Source organism: Pseudomonas sp. NFX1 (assembly GCF_051123555.1).
Lineage (GTDB): Bacteria > Pseudomonadota > Gammaproteobacteria > Pseudomonadales > Pseudomonadaceae > Aquipseudomonas > Aquipseudomonas capeferrum.
Genome location: NZ_CP169366.1, coordinates 4,088,206 through 4,107,854 on the forward strand (window position 1 = coordinate 4,088,206; position 19,649 = coordinate 4,107,854).

Consider the following 19,649-nt stretch of genomic DNA (forward strand, 5'->3'; position numbering starts at 1 on the left):
CCACACGAAGAATAAGAATCGAGGTCATTTCCCAATGCTCGAAGCACTCAACGATTTCCTTTCGGGGAAACTACTCATCGTGCTGATCGTCGGACTCGGCAGCTACTTCACCATCCGTTCGCGGTTCGTGCAGTTCCGTCATTTCGTGCACATGTTCAGTGTGTTCAAGGAATCGCTGCGCGGCCAGGCAGGCCAGCTGAGTTCGTTCCAAGCCCTGATGCTGAGCCTGGCCGGCCGCGTGGGCGCCGGTAACATCGCCGGTGTCGGTATCGCCGTGACCCTGGGCGGCCCGGGTGCCGTGTTCTGGATGTGGGTCACCGCACTGGTGGGCATGTCCAGCAGCTTCTTCGAATGTACCCTGGCCCAGGTGTACAAGCGCGCCGATGGCGATGGCCTCTACCGTGGTGGCCCGGCCTATTACATTCAGCACGGCCTGAAACTGAAAAGCATGGCCGTGGTGTTCTCCATCCTGCTGCTGGTCACCTATGGCTTCGCCTTCATGGGCTTGCAGTCGTACACCGTGACCCACTCGCTGGAAAACGCCTTCGGCTTCGCACCGAGCCACACCGGTATCGCCCTGGCGGTGCTGCTGGCCGTGGTGTTCATCGGTGGCATCAAGCGTATCGCCGCTGTGTCGGACCTGCTGGTACCGATCAAGACCCTGGCCTACATCGGCGTGACCCTGTACGTGATCGGCACCCAGATCGAACACGTGCCTGCCATGCTGGAAACCATCTTCAAGAGCGCCTTCGGCCTTGACCCCGCATTCGCCGGCCTGCTCGGCAGCGCCATCGTCATGGGCGTGAAGCGTGGCGTATTCGCCAACGAAGCGGGCCTGGGCAGTGCACCGAACGTTGCCGCAGTGGCCGCCGTTAAACACCCTGGCGCCCAGGGCGTGGTCCAGGCGTTCAGCGTGTTCCTCGACACCTTCGTGATCTGCACCTGCACCGCGCTGCTGATCCTGCTGTCGGGCTTCTACACCCCGGGCTTCGAAGGTGATGGCATCGTCCTGACCCAGAACTCGCTGGCCGCCGTGGTTGGTGACTGGGGCCGCCTGTTCGTCAGCGTGGCGCTGTCGCTGTTCGTGTTCACCTGCATCCTCTACAACTACTACCTGGGCGAGAACAGCCTGCAGTTCCTCAGCCGCAACCGCGTGGTGCTGCTGGTGTTCCGCGCCTTGGTACTGGCGTTGGTGGTGTGGGGTTCGGTGCAGGACCTGTCGACCGTGTTCGCCTTCGCCGACATCACCATGACCTGCCTGGCCTTCGTCAACCTGGTGGCCCTGGCCCTGCTGTTCAAGGTCGGCCTGCGGGTGATGCGCGACTACGACGACCAGCGCAAAGCGGGCATCAAGCAGCCGGTGTTCGATTCTGCCAAGTTCGCCGACCTGGACCTGGACCGCGACGCCTGGCCTGCCAACCCGCAGGTGGAAACAGCCACTGACAAAGCCGTTGGCCAAGCCCAGCCGCAGCGCTGATACTCTCCCCTGCCCAGCCGCCCCACCTGCGGGCGGCTCTTCTTTCTCCGCTCACCGCTACGGATGTTCTCCATGCGCGCAGTAAAGAATCTTCTCGTCCTGTACACCGGCGGCACCATCGGCATGCTCGAAACCCCTGAAGGCCTGGCGCCAGCGGGCGGTTTTGACACGCGGATGCGCGAGCACTTCGCGCAAATGGCCGATGCCCCCCAGCTGCAGTGGACATTGCAGGAAATGAACCCGCTGCTCGACAGCGCCAACATGCAGCAGCACAACTGGCTGGCCATGCGCGATGCCATCGTCGAAGCGGTGGACGTTGCCGGCCACGATGGCGTGCTGGTGCTGCATGGCACCGACACCCTGGCCTACAGCGCGGCGGCGTTGTCGTTCCTGCTGCTTGGCTTGCCGGTGCCGGTATTGCTGACCGGCTCGATGCTGCCAGCCGGCGTGCCGGGCAGTGATGCCTGGGACAACCTGTGCGGCGCGCTGCGCCAGTGCGAGCAAGGCCTTGAAGAGGGCGTGCAGCTGTACTTCCACGGCCAGTTGCTGCATGGCTGCCGGGCGTCGAAGCTGCGCAGCGAGGCCTTTGATGCCTTTGCCGCGCTGCCGCGTCATCGCGACGGTGAGCGTGCCACTGCCCTGCCTGCCGAGCTTGGCTACAAGCACCCACGTCAGCCGGTCAACCTGGCGCTGATGCCAGTGTTTCCTGGCTTGCAGGCCGGGCATTTGCGGGCGCTGCTCGACAGCGGCGTGCAGGGGCTGTTGCTGGAGTGCTATGGCAGCGGCACGGGGCCATCGGATGACCAAGCCTTGCTTGATGCGCTGCAGGCGGCGCGTCAGCGGGGTGTGATGCTGGTTGCGATCAGCCAGTGCCCGGAAGGGTCGGTGGTGTTCGATACCTACGCAGCGGGCAACCGCCTGCGTGGCGCAGGCCTGGTAAGCGGCGGCGGCATGACCCGTGAAGCGGCGTTGGGCAAGATGTTTGCGCTGCTGGGGGCGGGGCTGGATGCTGCAGCGGCAGAGCAGTGGTTTGCGCTGGATCTGTGCGGCGAGAGGGGTTGCTCCGCGAAGAGCCCCGAACAGTCAGAATAAAGTGGCGGAAGGCAGCGGGAGTCGAACCTGCCCGGGAACGGCTGCCGTCCCCAACCGGGTTTGAAGCCCGGCCGCGCCACCGGGCGCGATTGCCTTCCTTGAACTCAGTGCCTGGCCTGCTGCTGGGCCAGGGCGCTGTCGGCGCGGATGTAACGCTGGTCGGCCACCCTGCGGGTCAGGCCGATGCGGTCGAAATATTCCAGAATCTGCACACTGCGTTTGCGACCGATGCCCAACATATCGCGAAACGCCGCCACCTGCACTATCGGCGCTTCATTCGCCTGGCCAAGCAGCAACGCGGCCATGCGCTGGATCGTCGCCGCCGGGTAGAACAGGTCGCGTACCACCTGGTGCACCAGCCCGAGCCTTGCCAGCTTGCGCAACAGCAGGCGTACATCCGCTTCGGCGCAGCCCGCTTCATTGGCCAAGGCCCTGACCCACGGTGGGTCGAATTGCCCCTCCAGCAAACATGGCTCCAGCCTCGCCCACAATGCGTTGTCGGCCTCGCTCAACTGCACCTTGTGATCGGGCAGATGCAACCAAGGCCCGCTGCTGGAAACCTGCCCTTCATCGAGCAGTTCATCCAGCAGGCTGACAAACGCCGGGCGCTCCAGCGGCAAGGCCGCAAAGCGTCGCAAGCGGTCGCGGTCCGGGCCGAGCTGGTCGGGCTCCTGCTGGTGAAACAGCGCCAGCTGCGCCAGCAGTTGCTGCTTGAGGGCGCACCACTGGGCATCGGCAAACAACAACTGCCCCTGGCGCGTGGCAATCACCTGCACCTCCGCCGGCAACTGCCAGCTGGCCCGCAGGCGGTTGAACTGCCGCTCCAGCCGCTGCGGGTCAAGCCCTCCGGCAGCGGTGGCAAGCAAGGCCGGTAACGCCTGCTCCAGATCCTCGGTATCACGCAGCACCTGCAACTGGCGCAGCCGGGGCTCGCTGCGACGCTGCCGGCTGGGCGCAAACGGGTCGAGTACCCGCCCGCCCCCTAGCGTGCGCTGGGCGCGCTGATCGCGCAGCACCAGCCGATCGCCATGCACGGCCTGCAGCGGCGCGTTGAGTAGCAACTGGGCAAACATGCGCTGGCCTGCCTGCAGTACTTCGCCTTCGAGCAATGCCACGCGGGCAGTCACATCCTGGGTGCCCAAGTGGACGTGCACGGCGCTGAAATGCTCGAACGGGCGGGGCTCGCCGGCAAGCAGCGTGAGCTCGATATCCACCCGGACACTGGGCGCATGCAGCCACTCGGGCACCAGCCAGTCACCCCGGTGTACCTGCTCGACCGCCAGCCGCTCGGCCGCGATGTTCAACGCCACCCGCTGGCCCGCTTCGGCCACCAGCGCCGCTTGGCTCTGCGCATGCAGGCCACGCACGCGCACGGGTTTGCCCGCCTTGCCCAACAGCAAGGTATCGCCGGCACGGACCTGGCCGGCCAATGCCGTGCCGGTGACCACCACGCCGGCACCGGAGACGGCGAAAGCACGGTCGATGGCCAAGCGAAAACCACCGCGCACACTGCGCTGCCGCACCCGCCCTTGAGCCTGCAGCAGCGCCTGGCGCAACGCCGCCACCCCCTCGCCCGTGACGCTGGAAAGGGCAAACTGCGGCGCGCCCGCATAAGGCCCGGGCGCCAGCAGCGCGGCAACCTGCGCTTGCACCTCCGCCACCCGCGCGGGCGCTACCCGGTCGCACTTGCTGACCGCCACCAGTGCCTGGGGGATGCCCAGCAATTGAATGATCGCCAGGTGCTCGCGAGTCTGCGGCATGACGCCGTCGTCCGCGGCCACCACCAGCAACACCAGGTCGATGCCGTGGGCACCCGCCAGCATGTTGTGGATAAAACGTTCGTGGCCGGGGACGTCGATGAAGCCGGTCAGTGGCGCACCTTCGGCCAGGGCTGCATAGCGGTAGCCGAGATCGATGGTCATGCCGCGCTCGCGCTCTTCCTGGCGATGGTCACCCGCCTGCCCGGTCAGGGCGTGCAGCAGCGCGGTCTTGCCGTGGTCGATATGGCCGGCGGTGCCAACGATCACTGCACCGGCCCCAGTTGCAGGGCCGGCAGTTGCGCCAACCACTGGGCTTCGTCGTCCAACTGGCGCAGGTCGAGCCACAGTGCATCGTCGTCGATGCGCCCAAGCACCGGTACCGGAAGGTTGCGCAAGGCCCGCTCCAACACATGCAGGCTACGCCCGCGCAGCTTCTTCGACACCCGCGGGCGCAGGCACAGCGCGGCGCTGGGCAGGCGTGCAACCGGCTGGCTGCCGCTGCCGATCATGCCCAATGTCGGCTCCACGCTGACGGCCCACTGTGCGTCGAGGCGAGCCTTGAGTTCCGGTGCCAGGCGCTCGGCCTGGGCCTGGATTTCGGCCTGGCTGCGGGTCAGCAGGCGCAGGCTGGGCAGGCGCTCGGCCAGCCGGTCGGGGTTGCGGTACAGCGCCAGCACCGCCTCAAGCGCGGCGAGGGTGATCTTGTCGACGCGCAGCGCGCGTTTGAGGGGGTTTTTCTTGATCTTGGCGATCAGCGCCTTGCGCCCGACGATGATCCCGGCCTGCGGGCCGCCCAGCAGCTTGTCGCCGCTGAAGGTGACGATATCGGCGCCGTCGGCCAGGGCCTGGCGCACGGTCGGTTCGGCGGGCAGGCCCCAGCGGGTCATATCGAGCAGGCTGCCACTGCCCAGGTCTTCGAGCAGGGGCAGGTCATGTTGGTGGGCAATGTGCGCGAGTTCGGCGGTGGGCACCTGAGTGGTGAAGCCCTGGATGCTGTAGTTGCTGCAGTGCACGCGCATCAGCAGGCCGGTACGCGGGTTGATCGCGCCTTCGTAGTCGCGGGCATGGGTGCGGTTGGTGGTGCCGACTTCGTGCAGGCGCACGCCGGCGCGGGCCATGATGTCGGGGATGCGGAAGGCACCGCCGATCTCGATCAGCTCGCCCCGGGAGATGATGCCCTCCTTGCGCGCGCCCAGGCTGTTAAGCGCCAGCAGCACGGCGGCAGCGTTGTTGTTGACCACGGTGACGGCTTCGGCGCCGGTCAGCTCGCGGATCAGCCCTTCGATCAGGTCGTCGCGGTCACCGCGCTTGCCGGTGGCCAGGTCGAACTCCAGGTTGAGCGGGTAGCGGGCGGCGGTCTGCATGGCTTCGATGGCTTCTTCCGGCAACAAGGCGCGGCCGAGGTTGGTGTGCAGCACGGTGCCAGTGAGGTTGAACACGCGGCGGACCTGGCTACGTTGCTGGGTGGCCAGGCGCTCGCCGGTGCGCCCCAACAGCACGTCTGCGGCCAGTTCGGCGGTGCTGAGTTGGCCTTGGCGGGTGGGTTCGCGCAGGTCGTCGAGCAGTTGGCGCAGCGTATTCAACACGGCGTCGCGGCCATGGCGGTCGATCAGCGGGAGGCAGGCCGGGTGGCGCAGGAGGGTGTCGATGGAAGGCAGGCGTGGGGCGTTATCGGCGAGGCTTGAAGACATCAGGTACTACCTTGAGCTGGTCCGTTGTCTGTTCTGGCCCTTTCGCGGGGCAAGCCCGCCCCCACAGTTTTCGGAAAAAGCGCAGTACCTGTGGGAGCGGGCTTGCCCCGCGAAAAGGGCGACTCGAACTTGCAGTGTAGACACTCAGCCACCACCCGGCGCCAGCATCAGGTTCGGTGCCAGACGATGAAAGCCTTCCTCATCCAAGCGCATATCCAGTGCCAGGCTGGCCAAGTCATCGGCCAACGGCTCGGCCGCCGCATCGTTTTCCAGATAACTCTGCTTCAGGTAGCTGTTGCACCCCGGGCAGCACTCGGCCCGTAGCGGCGCCTTGCCCGGCGCATGGCGATCATCCTCCAGGCTGGTATAGCGCAGGCCCTTGCTCGACTCGCAATACACGCACTTGACCCGCACCACATGCCACTCGCAGGCACACAACGAACACGCCAGGTAACGCAGGCCGTTGTGCTTGCCACGGTTGCGCACCACTCCGGCCATCGCCGGCGAGCCGCAGGCCGGGCACTGGGCCTGGCTGCCAGAGGGCTTGAGCTCGGCGGCGGGCAGCGCCAGCAGCCAGCTGAACCACGCGGCTTGTAGCGCGGCGCCGAGAAACGGCACCAACGCTGCCGGCACGGCGTCGAACTGCCCAGCCAGCAAGGCGATGCCCCACCCCTTGCGCTGGCTGTCGTCACTGTCGCGCAGTGCCTGCAACGCCACAGCCAACGGGCCGCTGGCCTCTTCGTCAAAGTGCTCGATCAACGCCTGCATCCACGCCAGCCACGGCCCTTCGCGCACCAGGCTGTCGGCTGCAAGGGGCGGCAGACCATGGCTTATGCACAGGCGCTGACGCGCTTCGGCCACCGGTAAACCACTGGGCGGGTTATCCACAAGCTGCTGCTGGAAGCGGCACAGCCAGGCGATCAGGCGCAGGTAATCGCCAAGGGCATTACCCACTGCCAACTGCTCCAGCCGCTCGGCACGCTGGGCGAACAAGTCCTTGGGCGGCAGATGAATGAACGGCGGCGCCACCGCCGACGCTTCGATCTGCCCGGGTTCGAGTATCGTGCTCACACGCTCATCCTTCTTTACGTCCGTGATCGCCCGGCGTCTTGTCGCCAGTCACGTCGCGGTACCACAACTGATGGTGTTTGCGCGCCCAGGCGCGGCTGACCCAGCCATGCAGCATGGCGCCGATCGAGCCTTTGATCCAGATACCGGCGTAGATGTGCACGATGATGCTGAGGATCAGCACGAAGCCTGCCAGTGCATGGGCAAGCGACGCTACGCGTATCGCGCCAATATCGAAGTAAAGGCTGAAATACGCGCGCCAGATCACCACACCGCTGATCAACAGCACCAGCATGCACACCAGCAGCGTCCAGAACAGCAGCTTCTGCCCGGCGTTGTACTTGCCAATAGGCGGCACGCCGTCTTCCCGGTTGACCATCACCCGGTCGATGCGGCGCAGCCACAGGCGGTCGTTGGCGGTGATGAAATTGGCGCGCCAGAAGCGCACTACCAGGCCAAGGAAGAACACGAACATCGCCACGCCCATGAACGGGTGCAGGATGCGTGTCCAGGGCCCGCCGCCGAACAGGTGGCTGAGCCAGAACAGCGCCGGGTGGAACAGCGCCAACCCGGAAAGCCCGGCCAGGAAGAACAAGATGGCGACGATCCAGTGGTTGGTCCGTTCGTTGGCGTTGTAGCGCAGGATGGGTTTGTTGTCGTTCATGGCCGCTGCTCCCCTTGCCCACCGGGCTGCTTCGGATCGTAGACATGCACTGCCGGGTCCACCTGGTGCACGCTGTCATCGGGCGGTGTGGGGTGTTCGTCCTCTTCGACCCGCTGCGGGCCGACCCGCACATAGTGGAAGAACCCGGCCAGCACCGCCGCGCCCATGGCCAGTAGCGCCAGCGGTTTGGTGAAGCCCTTCCACAAGCCCACCAGCGGGCTGATCACCGGTTGGTCCGGCAGGCCGGCGTACAACTTGGGCGTGTCGGCATGGTGCAGCACGTACATCACGTGGGTGCCGCCGACGCCGTCCGGGTCATACAGCCCGGCGTTGTCGTAGCCGCGCGACTTGAGGTCGACGATACGCTCGGCGGCATGCACCTTCATCTCGTCCTTGGTGCCGAACACGATCGCCCCGGTCGGGCAGGTTTTCACGCAGGCCGGCTCCAGGCCCACGGTCACGCGGTCGGAACACAGGGTGCATTTGTACGCCTTGTGGTCCTTCTGCGAGATGCGCGGGATATTGAACGGGCAGCCGGTGATGCAGTAACCGCAGCCGATGCAGTGGTCCTGGTTGAAGTCGACGATGCCGTTGGCGTGCTTGATGATTGCCCCCGGGCTCGGGCACGCCTTCAGGCAGCCTGGTTCGGCGCAATGCATGCAGCCGTCCTTGCGGATCAGCCACTCCAGGTTGCCATCGTCGCGCTCGTGCTCGGTGAAGCGCATCAGGGTCCAGGTCTCGGCCGTGAGGTCCTGGGGGTTGTCGTAGGTGCCGTGGTTGTGGCCGACCTCGTCACGCAGTTCGTTCCACTCCGAGCACGCCACCTGGCAGGCCTTGCAGCCGATGCACTTGGTGGTGTCGATCAGCTTGGCGACTTCCTGCTGCTGGCGTACCGACGGCGGTACGGTAGTGGTGGCCGAGCGGGCGATGATGTCTTGGCTGGCCATCAGAGTTTCTCCACTTTGACGAGGAACGACTTGGACTCCGGCGTCTGGGTATTGCCATCACCCAGGAACGGCACCAGGGTGTTGGTCAGGTAGCCGTGCCGGGTCGCCCCGGTGAAGCCCCAGTGCAGCGGGATGCCGATCTGGTGCACGGTCTGGTTGTTGACCTGCAGCGGGCGAATCCGCTTGGTCACCACCGCCACCGCATCGATATGGCCGCGCTTGCTCGACACCCGCACCCGGTCACCCGCCTTGATGCCCTTCTCGTTCGCCAGCACCTCGCCAATCTCGACGAACTGCTCGGGCTGGGCGATGGCGTTGAGCCGGCAATGCTTGCTCCAGAAGTGGAAGTGCTCGGTCAGCCGATACGTGGTCGCCGCGTAGGGGAATTCATCATGGGTGCCGAGGGTGTCCCACACCGAATCGAAGATCCGCCCGGCCGGGTTGCTGGTGGCCTTCTTGTTCTGCGGGTGCAGTGGGTTGATGCCGATCGGTGTTTCGAACGGCTCGTAGTGCTCGGGGAACGGGCCTTCGGCCATCTTGTCGATGGCGAAGAAGCGCGCTACGCCTTCAGGGTTCATGATGAACGGGTTCATCCCGGCTTCCGGTGGCGAGTCGACCTTGAAGTCGGGCACGTCGGTGCCGGTCCAGGCCTTGCCGTTCCACCACACCAGGCGCTTCTTCTCTGGGTCCCATGGCTTGCCTTGCGGGTCGCTGGAGGCACGGTTGTAGAGGATGCGGCGGTTGGCCGGCCAGGCCCAGGCCCAGTTCTGCACCTGGTGCATGCCATACGGGTCGCTGTTGTCACGGCGGGCCATCTGGTTGCCTTGCTCGGTCCAGCAGCCGGCGAAAATCCAGCAGCCAGACGCCGTGCTGCCGTCGTCCTTGAGCTGGCCGAAGCCCGACAACTGTTGCCCGCCCTTGAGCACGGCGCCGGTCGGGTCGGTGACGTCGGTCACGGCCCAGCCGTTCATTTCCTTGGCCAGCTCCTCCGGGGACGGCTCTTCAGGGACCTTGTACGGCCAGCTGATGTTCATCAGGGCATCAGGGTAGGCGCCGCCCTCGGCCTGGTAGCGGTGGCGCAGGCGCAGGAACAGTTCACTCATGATGTGCACGTCGGTGCGGGTCTGGCCTGGGCCGTCGGCGCCCTTCCAGTGCCACTGCAGCCAGCGGCTGCTGTTGACCAGCGAGCCGTCCTCTTCGGCAAAACAGGTGGTGGGCAGGCGGATCACTTCGGTCTGGATGTTGGCCGTGTCGACGTCGTTGAACGGCCCGACGTTGCGCCAGAACTCCGAGGTTTCGGTGGCCAGCGGGTCCATGATCACCAGCCACTTGAGCTTGGCCAGTGCTGCGGTGACGCGGTTCTTGTCCGGCAGCGCGGCGATCGGGTTGAAGCCCTGGCAGATGTAACCGTTGACCTTGCCCTGGCTCATCATCTCGAACATGCGCAGCACGTCGTAGGCCGGCACATCGAGCTTGGGCAGCCAGTCATAGCCCCAGTTGTTTTCTGCCGTGGCATTGGCGCCATACCAGGCCTTCATCAGGCTGACGTGGAACTTGCCGTAGTTCTGCCAGTACGACAGCTGCCCCGGGCGCAGCGGCTTGGAGGCGCGCTTGTCGATGAAGGCGGCGTAGTCCTGTTCGGCATCGCCGGCCAGGGTCAGGTAGCCCGGCAGCGAGTTGGACAGCAGGCCGAGGTCGGTCAGGCCCTGGATGTTGGAGTGCCCGCGCAGGGCGTTGACCCCACCGCCCGGCATGCCGACGTTACCCAGCAGCAGCTGGACCATGGCCGCACTGCGGATGATCTGCGCGCCGATCGAATGCTGCGTCCAGCCCAGCGCGTAGAGAATCGTCATGGTCTTGCCCGGCGCCGAGCAGGTGGCGATCTCTTCCCAGATCTTCATCATGGCGTCCTGCGGCATGCCACAGGTCATGCTGGCCAGTTCCGGGGTGTAGCGGCTGTAGTGCTGCTTCATCAACTGGAACACGCAACGCGGGTGTTGCAGGGTTGGGTCTACTTTGGCAAAGCCGTCCTCACCCAGCTCGTAGCCCCAGCCGGACTTGTCGGCATACACGCGCTTGGCGGGGTCGTAGCCGCTGAACAGCCCGTCCTCGAAGCCATAGCTTTCTTTGACGATGAACGACACGTCGGTGTAGTTGCGCACGTATTCGTGCTGGATCTTGTCGGTGCTCAGCAGGTAGTTGATCAGCCCGCCCATGAAGGCGATGTCGCTGCCGGTGCGAATCGGTGCGTAGTAGTCCGCCACCGAGGCGGTACGGGTAAACCGCGGGTCGACCACGATCAGGCGCGCCTTGTTGTGCGCTTTGGCCTCGGTCACCCACTTGAAGCCGCACGGGTGCGCTTCTGCTGCGTTGCCACCCATCACCAGGACCAGATTCGCGTTAGCGATATCGGACCAGTGGTTGGTCATGGCGCCACGGCCGTACGTCGGGGCAAGACTTGCCACCGTCGGGCCATGTCAGACACGTGCTTGGTTATCGAACCCCAGCATGCCTGTTGCGCGGACGACCTTGTGGGTCAGGTAGCCAGCCTCGCTGGAGGCGGCGGAGGCAGCAAGAAAACCGGTGGTGAGCCAGCGGTTGACGGTTTGCCCCTGGGCGTTTTTCTCGATGAAGTTGGCGTCGCGGTCCTGCTTCATCAAGTGGGCGATGCGGTCGAGCGCCTCGTCCCACTCCACCCGCACCCATTCCTTGCTGCCCGCCTTGCGCACTTCGGGGTACTGCAGGCGGCTCGGGCTGTGGATAAAGTCCAGAAGGCCTGCGCCTTTGGGGCACAGCGTGCCGCGGTTGACCGGGTGGTCTGCGTCGCCTTCGATGTGGATGATGTTCTGTTTGACGTTTTTGCCCGCATCGCCCTGGCTGTACATGATCAGGCCGCAGCCGACCGAGCAGTAGGGGCAGGTGTTGCGGGTTTCGATGGTGTGCGCCAGCTTGAAGTGGCGTACCTGCTCGGCGAAGGCCGGCGTCGGGGCCATGCCCAACGCCGCCAGGCTAGAGCCTCCAAGGCCGACGGCGGCGACCTTGAAGAATTGCCGACGGTTGAGGTCCATCGTGCACTCCTGATCAGGTGGTGGACGCACGGAACATGGCCGGCGCCTTTTGGTAGTCATCACGGTGGCGGGTTTTTGATGGCCGCCAATGGATAAGACTAGTCAAGAATCGGGAAGGTGCGATGACGTGGGTCAGGGGAGGGGTTGGGAATCGGTGTGGGGCTGACAGATGCTCGCCACAACAGCTTCAGCGCCTGTGAGATCGAGCGCCGCCCGCGCGGCGCATCGCGACGCAAGGCCGCTCCTACATTTGTTTCGGGCCAATTATTCCTGAGGCATTGGCGCGCGGCCCCTTGGCGCCCGCCTCGATATCGCGCCGTACCAACAAGGCGGTCGCGCGCAAATGTCACAGACCTCATTGGCCCGAAACAGATGTAGGAGCGGCCTTGCGTCGCGAAGCGCCGCGCGGGCGGCGCTCGATCTCACAGGCGCTGAAGCTGTTGTGGCGAACACCCCGTGCCCACCCTTTTCTCCCGACATGCACCTCACAGCCAACAAACCCACCCGCCGTAAGACATTTCTGAACCTGAAACCAAATGCTACAGGTTCCAGCCACTTAGGAGGTTGCATTGATCTCACTGGCCTCTTCGCGGTAAACCCCACAAGATCCCGCGAAGAGGCCATCAGCCGCCATGGCGCCAGTTGGCCCAAACGATAACGGGGCAATCAAGCAGCGCCCAACGGCCTAGGCAGATCGCGCACCACATTAAGCGCCGCACTGCTCTGCGCCACCGGCATGATCTCGATGGTATTGATATTCACATGCGCGGGCTGGTCTGCAATCCAGGCCACCGTGGCCGCGATATCCTCCGGCAGAATCGCCTCCACATCACGGTACAGAGCCTGCACGGCCTCCACATCGCCCTTCAGGCGCACCAGCGAAAAATCGGTGCCCGAGCACAGGCCCGGTTCAATGTTGCTCACCCGAACACACGTACCGGCCAGGTCGGCACGCAGATTGAGGCTGAACTGGCGAACGAATGCCTTGCTGGCGCCATACACGTTGCCGCCTGGGTAGGGGTAAGTGCCGGCAATGGAGCCGATGTTGATGATCATCCCGCTGTCCGCCGCCACCATCTGCGGCAGGATCTTGTGGGTGACCATGGCCAGCCCGGTGACATTGGTGTCGATCATCCGCTGCCAGTTTTCGGCGCTGCTGGCCTGGGCGCGGTCGACGCCCAGCGCCAGCCCGGCGTTGTTCACCAGCAGGTCGATCTGCAGCGACGCATCACGGATCTGCTCGACGGCCTGCTCAAGCGACACCGGATCGGTGACATCCAGGGCCAGCGGGATGAAATTGACCCCCAGTTCACCCTCCAGTGCCTGCAGTTTATCCATGCGCCGGGCACCACCGATCACGCGATAGCCCTTGGCAACCAAGGTACGACAGATGGCACGGCCAAACCCCGAGGAGGCGCCGGTTACGAATGCGGTTTTCATCAGTTATCTCCGGTTGGGTAAGTCAGACCAGGTACTTCACGCCCAGGCTGGTGAACAGGCACAGCATCGAGAACACCAACACCTTGCGCACCACGTCGTTGCCTTTGCGCAAGGCCAGCGCACTGCCCATGTGGTTACCGAGAATGTTGCAGGCCACCAGTGGCAGGGCCAGCAGGTACACAACCTTGCCGGCCATGATGAACGCCACCAGTGCGCCGATGTTGGACGCGAAGTTGAAGGTCTTGGAGTTGGCCGAGCTGGACACCAGGTCCATGCGCAGCAGGTAGTGGAAGGCGATGATGAACATGCTGCCGGTGCCGGGGCCGAAGAAACCGTCATAAAAGCCGATGGTCAGGCAGGTCAGCGGCACCACGGTGTACAGCACCCGTGGAGACAGCTCGCGCTCCTCGACCGGGCGGTCCTTGGGGGTGAGGAAGATCAGGATGCCGACCGGGATCAGCGCCAGGATGATCTTGCCCACGGTCTCCTGGGAGATCGACACAATCAGGTGCGCCCCCAGGTAGGCCCCGAGCAACGAGAACGGCACGCCGACCAGCGCCACCTTCCAGACCATCTTGCTGTTGGCCAGAAAGTTGCGAATGGCCGCCAGCGTGCCCAGGGTGCTGACCAGTTTTTCTTGCCCCAGGGCCACTTGCGGCGGCATGCCCACCAGCAAAAACCCGGGGACCAGAAACAGCCCGCCACCGCCAGCAATGCTGTCGACGAAGCCGGCAATGAACGCGATCGCCCCCAGCATCAGGATCGCCAGCAGCCAGTGTTCCGCCCAGAAAGCGCCTAACAGTTCCATAGCATTACTTCCATCGAGTGGTTGAGTGAGATCAGGAGCGCACTTCGTAGAGGTGATCGGCGCGGGTGAAATGCACACGGTTCAGGTCGTTGACCGCGAACAGGCGCATCAGCCAGCGGTCGGCACCGTCGTTTTGCGGCTCGAAGCCATCACGGGCATGCAACACGCGCTGGTTCTTGAACACCATGAAGTCGCCCGGCAGCAGCAGGTGCGGCTCATCGAAGCGGCGGGTTTCCAGCACGCCGCGCAGGCTGGCCAGGGCTTGCTCGGCACGCAGGTTCAGCCCGTGGGTGTTTTCGCTGTCGAAACGGCACAGCCACTCGTCCGCGTTGCCACGTGCCAGCACGGGCAGCTCCGCGGTGCAGCGCCGATTGGCGGTGAACGAGTCGGGGCGGCGAATTTCGAACTGTGGCTGGCAAAGCTCGCGCACGCTGGCCGCGGGCAGCGCCGCCACTACGGCATCGAGGTTGACCAGGGTTGTGCTGATACGCGGGTCACAGCGCATGCCGAAGAACGACAGGTACTCCGGGCAGCACGAAGCGCTGCCCAGTGGCTCGGACGACAACGGCAAGTCGGGGTTGTCGACGTGGTAGGAAAAGCGCAGCCGCGAGCCGTGGGAGCTCTTGTGGCTGGACGAGGTACGCGCCGGGATGACATGGCGGAACAGGCGCCCGTCGTTCTCCCCTTCATAAACGATCGGGTTGATCCCCATCAGGCTCTGCATGGTCAGGCTGACCAGGCAGGCTATCGGCGTGCTGCGCGGGCTGAGTACCCCGGAGTACGGCGTAGGGGGAACGTCGCGGTCGCGTGGGCAGTTGCGCACGATCATGCAGGTCAGCTGCGGGTCTTCGACGAAGCCACGAATCTGTTGGCAGAGTGCTTTGCCCAGCACTTCCTGTGCCTGGTCCTTGAGCTGCGGATAGAGCTCTTTGCTGGTTTCAAAATCGAGGGGGGTATTGTTCAGTACGGTTTGCCAGGCACTTGAAGTCACCCAAGGCAGGCGAATCTCCAGTGAAGTCTGAGGCTCGGCTGCTTGTTGCAGGTGTGCGCTTTCCATTTCGAGTGTTAGTCCATTGAGCTAGCTTGTGGCCATTCGGTGTCGTGCTAAGCCGGGCAGAGGCGGCAGACATTGTCTTTTTTTTGAAGCCGTTCACAGCTGTGCGATGGGGGTGGCGGAGGCAGAAAGGGCACCCGTCAATTGCATCGACTCAATCATTGTAATTACAAAAATAGAATCGACTCAATTTATTTCATCAGCAAGAAAGAACATCGATTGAATCGATTCAATCAACTTATTGATTTCAAAAGATTTCTGGAAAAACCGCCGTAGACACGCGTGCCTAGTGCCGAGTACAGACGGAACGCGATTCGCCCCTTCCTCCGTTTTTGTTTAGCGAAACCACCTCAATCGGTGCAATTTACCTAGAAAAAAACACAATTACTCCTATCAGACCTTTCGTGCTAGGCTTTCGCGTTCTTGCAGCTTCTGGTGCCATTTCCATGTGGGTTCCTCACTACAGCGACCTGGCACAGCCGGTCTATCTGATGATCGCCGACGCCCTTGAACAGGACATCGGCAGCGGCCGACTGACCGCTGGCGAACGCTTGCCGACACTCAAGGACCTGGCCGAATCACTGAACGTGACGCCTGGCACCATCGGCCGAGCCTATGACGAAGCGGCCAAACGTGGCCTGGTGGTTGGCGAGGTAGGGCGCGGCACCTTCGTGCTGCAGCAACGCCAGGCGCAGGCCCCGGCAGCACGCCCCTTGATGCCGCCAGCCGAACGCGAGAGCGGGCAGATCGACCTTTCGATCATCAAGCCCAATGACGCGCACATGACCGACTGGCTGCGCGGGGCAATAAACGAACTGGCCGCGTCACCCGACCTGGCCCAGGTGCTCGATTACGTCACCGAGGGTGGCCATGCGACGCACAAGCAGGCCGGTGCGGCCTGGATCCAGCGCTGGATGCCTGAAGCCAACTGGCAGCAGGTAGTGCTGACCTCGGGTGCCCAGCATGGCCTGCTGGTGGCCATCAGCAGCCTGTCCAAAGGCGACGACGTCATACTGTGCGAGTCGTTCTGCTACCCAGGCATCATTTCGCTGGCCCATAGCATGGGGCGCCGCCTGCGCGGTGTGGCCATGGACGAACACGGCCTGATTCCCGAGGCCTTGCGCGCAGCGTGCGTAGAACACCGCCCTTCCCTGCTGGTGTGCGTCACCACCCACCAGAACCCGACCAACTCGATCATGCCCCACGCGCGCCGCGAAGCCATCGCCGCCATTGCCCGCGAGTTCGACCTGTTTATCGTGGATGACGATATCTACGGTTTCCTGGAGCCAGCACCTGGCTACAAGCCCTTGGCCGCCTATGCACCCGAACGCTCGGTATACCTCACCAGCTTGTCCAAGAGCGTGCTGCCAGCGCTGCGTATCGGCTACCTGTATGCCCCGCCGCAAACCCTGTCGCGGCTGTCGTCGATGGTGCGCAGCAGCGTGTGGATGCCATCGCCGTTGATGGCACAACTGGCCAGCAACCTGATCAACAGCGGCATGGCCGAGCAACTGGTGCAGGTGCAGCAGGACGAAGCGGCCACGCGCCAGCAGATGGCCCGTGAAATCCTCGGCAAGTACAAGATCCGCAGCCAGCCCTACAGTTTTCATCTCTGGCTGGAGCTGCCCGAACCCTGGACCAGCGACGAATTTGCCAACCTGGCGCGCAACAATGGCGTCACCGTGGTCAGCGGCAGCCAGTTCCTGCCTGAACGCAGCGCTGCCACCTGTGGCGTGCGTATCGCCCTGATGACGCCGAGCCGTTCGGAACTGGGCTTTGCCCTGACCAAGCTGGTCAGCCTGCTGGATTCGCCGGAGCCGCGGCTTTTCTACTAGGCGAATGACCTTGGACGGCTCGCTGCCGTCCTTTTGAGACAGGCCGACATCGGTTTCAGAAACGGACTACATCAACAAACGCCAGTCGCCTGCTAGGTTGCCCGAAAAATCCTAAGGGTAATGCTTGCATGAAAACCTATTACGGCCGTGCCAGTCTCCTCATGTGCTCGCTGTTGCTGGCGGCACCCTCGCTGGCTGATCCCCTGACAGCAGCCCCGCCTCCCTCCGCCTCGATCACTGCCGAAGCCGCCCGGGCAATGGCCTCAGCCGCCGAACGCGCTGCCCAGGCCGAGGGCTTTGCCATCGTCATCAGCATTGTCGACAACCATGGCAACCTCAAGCACTTCCACCGCATGGACGGCACCAGCAGCGGCAGCATCCAGGTCGCAAAGCTCAAGGCCGCGACTTCCGCCCGTTTCCCGCTTGCCTCCAGAACACTTGCAGAGCGCAGTGCTGCCCTGCCAGCGAATCCCTATGCGTCACTGCCTGGCTTCACACTACTGGGGGGTGGCCTGCCAATCATGGATGCGAATGGCCAGCATATCGGCGGCATCGGTATCAGCGGGGCTACGCCGGAGCTGGATGTGCAGTTTGCCCAGGCAGCGCTGGATGGCGATGCCTGACGCTCGGGGGGCTTACCTTTCATTTGCGCCCGTGAAGTTTCCTCGCACTAAAAAAAACCCAGGGCAAATGCCCTGGGCTTTCGATGTAGCGCGACGCCTAACCGCTCTGATCAGAACGGAATATCGTCATCAAAGCTGTCAAAGTCAGCGGCCGGCTGCGGCGCTGGCTGCTGCGGCGCTGGGCGCTGAGGAGCCTGTTGCGGGCGCTGGGCCTGCTGACGTGGTGGCGCCTGGTTGTATTGTTGCTGCTGGCCACCCTGGTTGTAGTTGTTACCACCACCTTGATTGTACTGGTCGCCGCCACCTTGCTGGTTCTGCGGACGGCCGCCCAGCAGCTGCATGGTGCCCTGCATGTCGACGATGATTTCGGTGGTGTAGCGCTTGATGCCGTCTTTTTCCCACTCACGGGTCTGCAGCTTGCCTTCGATGTACACCTGCGAACCCTTGCGCAGGTATTCGCCGGCGATTTCGGCAACCTTGCCGAACATCGACACACGGTGCCACTCGGTACGCTCGACCTTCTGGCCCGACTGCTTGTCGGTCCACTGCTCGCTGGTAGCCAGGCTCAGGTTGGTCACGGCGTTACCGTTGGGCAGGTAGCGGACTTCGGGATCCTGGCCACAGGTGCCGACCAGAATGACTTTGTTAACCCCACGGGCCATAACGTTCTCCTAGGCTTCGCACGCCGAAGAGGCTGGGTTCACCAGACGCTCGAGGGTCGTACGGTCCAAAATTTTCGTATCCAGTTTGATATAGATGGCGGCTTCTTCTTCCACCACAACGGCGTCGGTTACACCCGGCACGGCCATCAGGCGTTCGGTCAACCCGGCTTCCCGGACTGCCTCGGGCGTCAACGGCATGCGCAGGCTGGTCACATACGGCGGCTCGTTCATGCGCAAGGCAACGACCAGCCACACGGCACACAGCGCCGCACACCCCAGAAACACCATGTTCAGCCCACCGTGCTGGAACAACCAGCCACCGAGGATTCCGCCTAGGGCGGCACCCAGGAACTGGCTGGTGGAATACACCCCCATCGCCGTTCCCTTGCCACCCGCAGGCGACACCTTGCTAACCAGCGAAGGCAGCGAGGCTTCCAGCAGGTTGAATGCAGTAAAGAATACCACGGTGCCAATCACCAGTCCGCGCAAGTTGTCAGCCCACTGCCAGAAGAACACCTCCACCAGCAGCAACACACTGACCGCTCCGGCCAGCACGCGTTTCATCTTGCGCTTCTTCTCGCCATAGATGATGAACGGCACCATTGCAAAAAATGAGATGAACAGCGCGGTCAGGTACACCCACCAGTGTTCTTCCTTCGGCAGGCCGCCCCGTTCGACGAAGGCCAGAGGCAGCGCGACGAAGCTGGCCATGAGGATGGCATGCAGGACGAAGATACCGACATCCAGGCGCAGAAGGTCCGCATGGCGCAGGGTTGGGCCGAGCGCCTGGCGCGCAACACCCGACTCGCGGTGCTGCAGGGTGCTGTGGGAATTAGGCACGACGAAGGCGATCAGCAGGATACCGACCAGGGCAAGCCCCGCCGTGGCAAGGAACAATCCTGACAAGCCGAAGGCACTGGTCAACAGTGGCCCGACGACCATGGCGACGGCGAACGACAGGCCGATGCTCATGCCGATCATGGCCATGGCCTTGGTGCGGTGTTGCTCGCGGGTAAGGTCGGACAGCAGCGCCATGACCGCCGCGGAAATCGCCCCCGCGCCCTGCAGAATGCGCCCGGCGATCACGCCCCAGATAGAGTCGGCCTGGGCCGCCAAAATGCTGCCCAGGGCGAAGATCACCAGCCCCAGGTAGATCACCGGACGCCGCCCGATGCGGTCGGACACCATGCCGAACGGGATCTGCAGTACCGCCTGGGTCAGGCCATAGGCGCCAATGGCCAGGCCGATCAGCGCGGGCGTGGCGCCTGCCAGGTCCATGCCGTAGGTGGCCAGCACCGGCAAGACCATGAACATGCCCAGCATACGAAAGGCAAAGACCAGGGCCAGGCCGCTTGCGGCGCGGGTTTCGCTGCCACTCATGCGCTCGTTGTGGGTGTCGTGCATGGATTAACCTCGTGTGAACCGGCGGCGATTCTATCAGTCCGACAGCTAGACGGCAT

Annotated in this window: 15 protein-coding genes and 1 tRNA gene; 4 read left to right on the forward strand and 12 right to left on the reverse strand. The window is 63.9% G+C overall.

Annotated elements, in window-relative coordinates:
- The first annotated feature begins 34 nt into the window (after positions 1-34).
- Positions 35-1,477, forward strand: coding sequence for an alanine/glycine:cation symporter family protein (locus DJ563_RS18405; RefSeq protein ID WP_033703469.1), 1,443 nt, complete (start codon positions 35-37; stop codon positions 1,475-1,477).
- A gap of 72 nt (positions 1,478-1,549) precedes the next feature.
- Positions 1,550-2,569 (forward strand): asparaginase, encoded by a 1,020-nt coding sequence (locus tag DJ563_RS18410; RefSeq protein WP_434518143.1) that lies wholly within the window; start codon positions 1,550-1,552, stop codon positions 2,567-2,569.
- 2 nt (positions 2,570-2,571) lie between these two features.
- Here the strand turns inward: DJ563_RS18410 and DJ563_RS18415 are convergent.
- The 10 genes from DJ563_RS18415 to DJ563_RS18460 form a co-directional block, all read right to left on the reverse strand.
- Positions 2,572-2,667, reverse strand: a tRNA-Sec gene (locus DJ563_RS18415).
- Between the two features lie 6 nt (positions 2,668-2,673).
- Positions 2,674-4,596, reverse strand: a complete 1,923-nt coding sequence (gene selB / locus DJ563_RS18420) for a selenocysteine-specific translation elongation factor (protein ID WP_434518144.1) — start codon at positions 4,594-4,596, stop codon at positions 2,674-2,676.
- The gene (gene selA, locus DJ563_RS18425; protein ID WP_274100711.1) at positions 4,593-6,020 is read right to left on the reverse strand and encodes an L-seryl-tRNA(Sec) selenium transferase; all 1,428 of its coding nucleotides are present in this window, start codon (positions 6,018-6,020) and stop codon (positions 4,593-4,595) included. The genes selB and selA overlap by 4 nt, the downstream gene beginning before the upstream one ends.
- Before the next feature lie 144 nt (positions 6,021-6,164).
- On the reverse strand, positions 6,165-7,091 hold the full coding sequence (gene fdhE / locus DJ563_RS18430; RefSeq protein WP_047583468.1) for a formate dehydrogenase accessory protein FdhE: 927 nt from the start codon (positions 7,089-7,091) through the stop codon (positions 6,165-6,167).
- 4 nt (positions 7,092-7,095) lie between these two features.
- Complete coding sequence (locus DJ563_RS18435) at positions 7,096-7,752, reverse strand: formate dehydrogenase subunit gamma (RefSeq protein ID WP_434518145.1); 657 nt, start codon at positions 7,750-7,752, stop codon at positions 7,096-7,098.
- The gene (gene fdxH / locus DJ563_RS18440; RefSeq protein WP_033703475.1) at positions 7,749-8,699 is read right to left on the reverse strand and encodes a formate dehydrogenase subunit beta; all 951 of its coding nucleotides are present in this window, start codon (positions 8,697-8,699) and stop codon (positions 7,749-7,751) included. Before fdxH ends, DJ563_RS18435 begins: the two co-directional genes overlap by 4 nt.
- Positions 8,699-11,767, reverse strand: a complete 3,069-nt coding sequence (gene fdnG, locus DJ563_RS18445; RefSeq protein WP_434518146.1) for a formate dehydrogenase-N subunit alpha — start codon at positions 11,765-11,767, stop codon at positions 8,699-8,701. Before fdnG ends, fdxH begins: the two co-directional genes overlap by 1 nt.
- A 666-nt stretch (positions 11,768-12,433) precedes the next feature.
- Positions 12,434-13,207 (reverse strand): SDR family NAD(P)-dependent oxidoreductase, encoded by a 774-nt coding sequence (locus DJ563_RS18450; protein WP_274098734.1) that lies wholly within the window; start codon positions 13,205-13,207, stop codon positions 12,434-12,436.
- Between the two features lie 22 nt (positions 13,208-13,229).
- On the reverse strand, positions 13,230-14,015 hold the full coding sequence (locus DJ563_RS18455) for a sulfite exporter TauE/SafE family protein (RefSeq protein ID WP_033703479.1): 786 nt from the start codon (positions 14,013-14,015) through the stop codon (positions 13,230-13,232).
- Between the two features lie 31 nt (positions 14,016-14,046).
- Positions 14,047-15,072: a TauD/TfdA family dioxygenase gene (locus DJ563_RS18460; protein WP_274098735.1), complete on the reverse strand. Its 1,026-nt coding sequence runs from the start codon at positions 15,070-15,072 to the stop codon at positions 14,047-14,049.
- Between the two features lie 443 nt (positions 15,073-15,515).
- Here DJ563_RS18460 and DJ563_RS18465 point away from each other — a divergent pair, with 443 nt between their 5' ends.
- Both DJ563_RS18465 and DJ563_RS18470 read left to right on the forward strand, forming a co-directional pair.
- Entirely contained in the window at positions 15,516-16,904 is a 1,389-nt protein-coding gene (locus tag DJ563_RS18465; RefSeq protein WP_434518147.1) for a PLP-dependent aminotransferase family protein, read from the forward strand.
- 128 nt (positions 16,905-17,032) lie between these two features.
- The gene (locus tag DJ563_RS18470; protein WP_077068794.1) at positions 17,033-17,527 is read left to right on the forward strand and encodes a GlcG/HbpS family heme-binding protein; all 495 of its coding nucleotides are present in this window, start codon (positions 17,033-17,035) and stop codon (positions 17,525-17,527) included.
- Positions 17,528-17,637: 110 nt separating this feature from the next.
- Here DJ563_RS18470 and DJ563_RS18475 read toward each other — a convergent pair whose 3' ends face one another.
- Entirely contained in the window at positions 17,638-18,189 is a 552-nt protein-coding gene (locus DJ563_RS18475; RefSeq protein ID WP_033703483.1) for a single-stranded DNA-binding protein, read from the reverse strand.
- A 9-nt stretch (positions 18,190-18,198) separates the two neighbouring features.
- The gene (locus tag DJ563_RS18480; RefSeq protein WP_274098737.1) at positions 18,199-19,593 is read right to left on the reverse strand and encodes an MFS transporter; all 1,395 of its coding nucleotides are present in this window, start codon (positions 19,591-19,593) and stop codon (positions 18,199-18,201) included.
- Between the last annotated feature and the right edge of the window lie 56 nt (positions 19,594-19,649).

Excerpts from the sequence above, each read along its gene's own strand:
- DJ563_RS18455 (WP_033703479.1), bottom strand. The coding sequence starts at position 14,015 with ATGGAACTGTTAGGCGCTTTCTGGGCGGAACACTGGCTGCTGGCGATC.
- DJ563_RS18435 (WP_434518145.1), bottom strand. The coding sequence starts at position 7,752 with ATGAACGACAACAAACCCATCCTGCGCTACAACGCCAACGAACGGACC.
- DJ563_RS18450 (WP_274098734.1), bottom strand. The coding sequence starts at position 13,207 with ATGAAAACCGCATTCGTAACCGGCGCCTCCTCGGGGTTTGGCCGTGCC.
- DJ563_RS18480 (WP_274098737.1), bottom strand. The coding sequence starts at position 19,593 with ATGCACGACACCCACAACGAGCGCATGAGTGGCAGCGAAACCCGCGCC.
- DJ563_RS18470 (WP_077068794.1), top strand. The coding sequence starts at position 17,033 with ATGAAAACCTATTACGGCCGTGCCAGTCTCCTCATGTGCTCGCTGTTG.
- DJ563_RS18475 (WP_033703483.1), bottom strand. The coding sequence starts at position 18,189 with ATGGCCCGTGGGGTTAACAAAGTCATTCTGGTCGGCACCTGTGGCCAG.
- fdxH (WP_033703475.1), bottom strand. The coding sequence starts at position 8,699 with ATGGCCAGCCAAGACATCATCGCCCGCTCGGCCACCACTACCGTACCG.
- DJ563_RS18465 (WP_434518147.1), top strand. The coding sequence starts at position 15,516 with ATGTGGGTTCCTCACTACAGCGACCTGGCACAGCCGGTCTATCTGATG.
- selA (WP_274100711.1), bottom strand. The coding sequence starts at position 6,020 with ATGTCTTCAAGCCTCGCCGATAACGCCCCACGCCTGCCTTCCATCGAC.
- DJ563_RS18410 (WP_434518143.1), top strand. The coding sequence starts at position 1,550 with ATGCGCGCAGTAAAGAATCTTCTCGTCCTGTACACCGGCGGCACCATC.
- DJ563_RS18460 (WP_274098735.1), bottom strand. The coding sequence starts at position 15,072 with ATGGAAAGCGCACACCTGCAACAAGCAGCCGAGCCTCAGACTTCACTG.
- DJ563_RS18405 (WP_033703469.1), top strand. The coding sequence starts at position 35 with ATGCTCGAAGCACTCAACGATTTCCTTTCGGGGAAACTACTCATCGTG.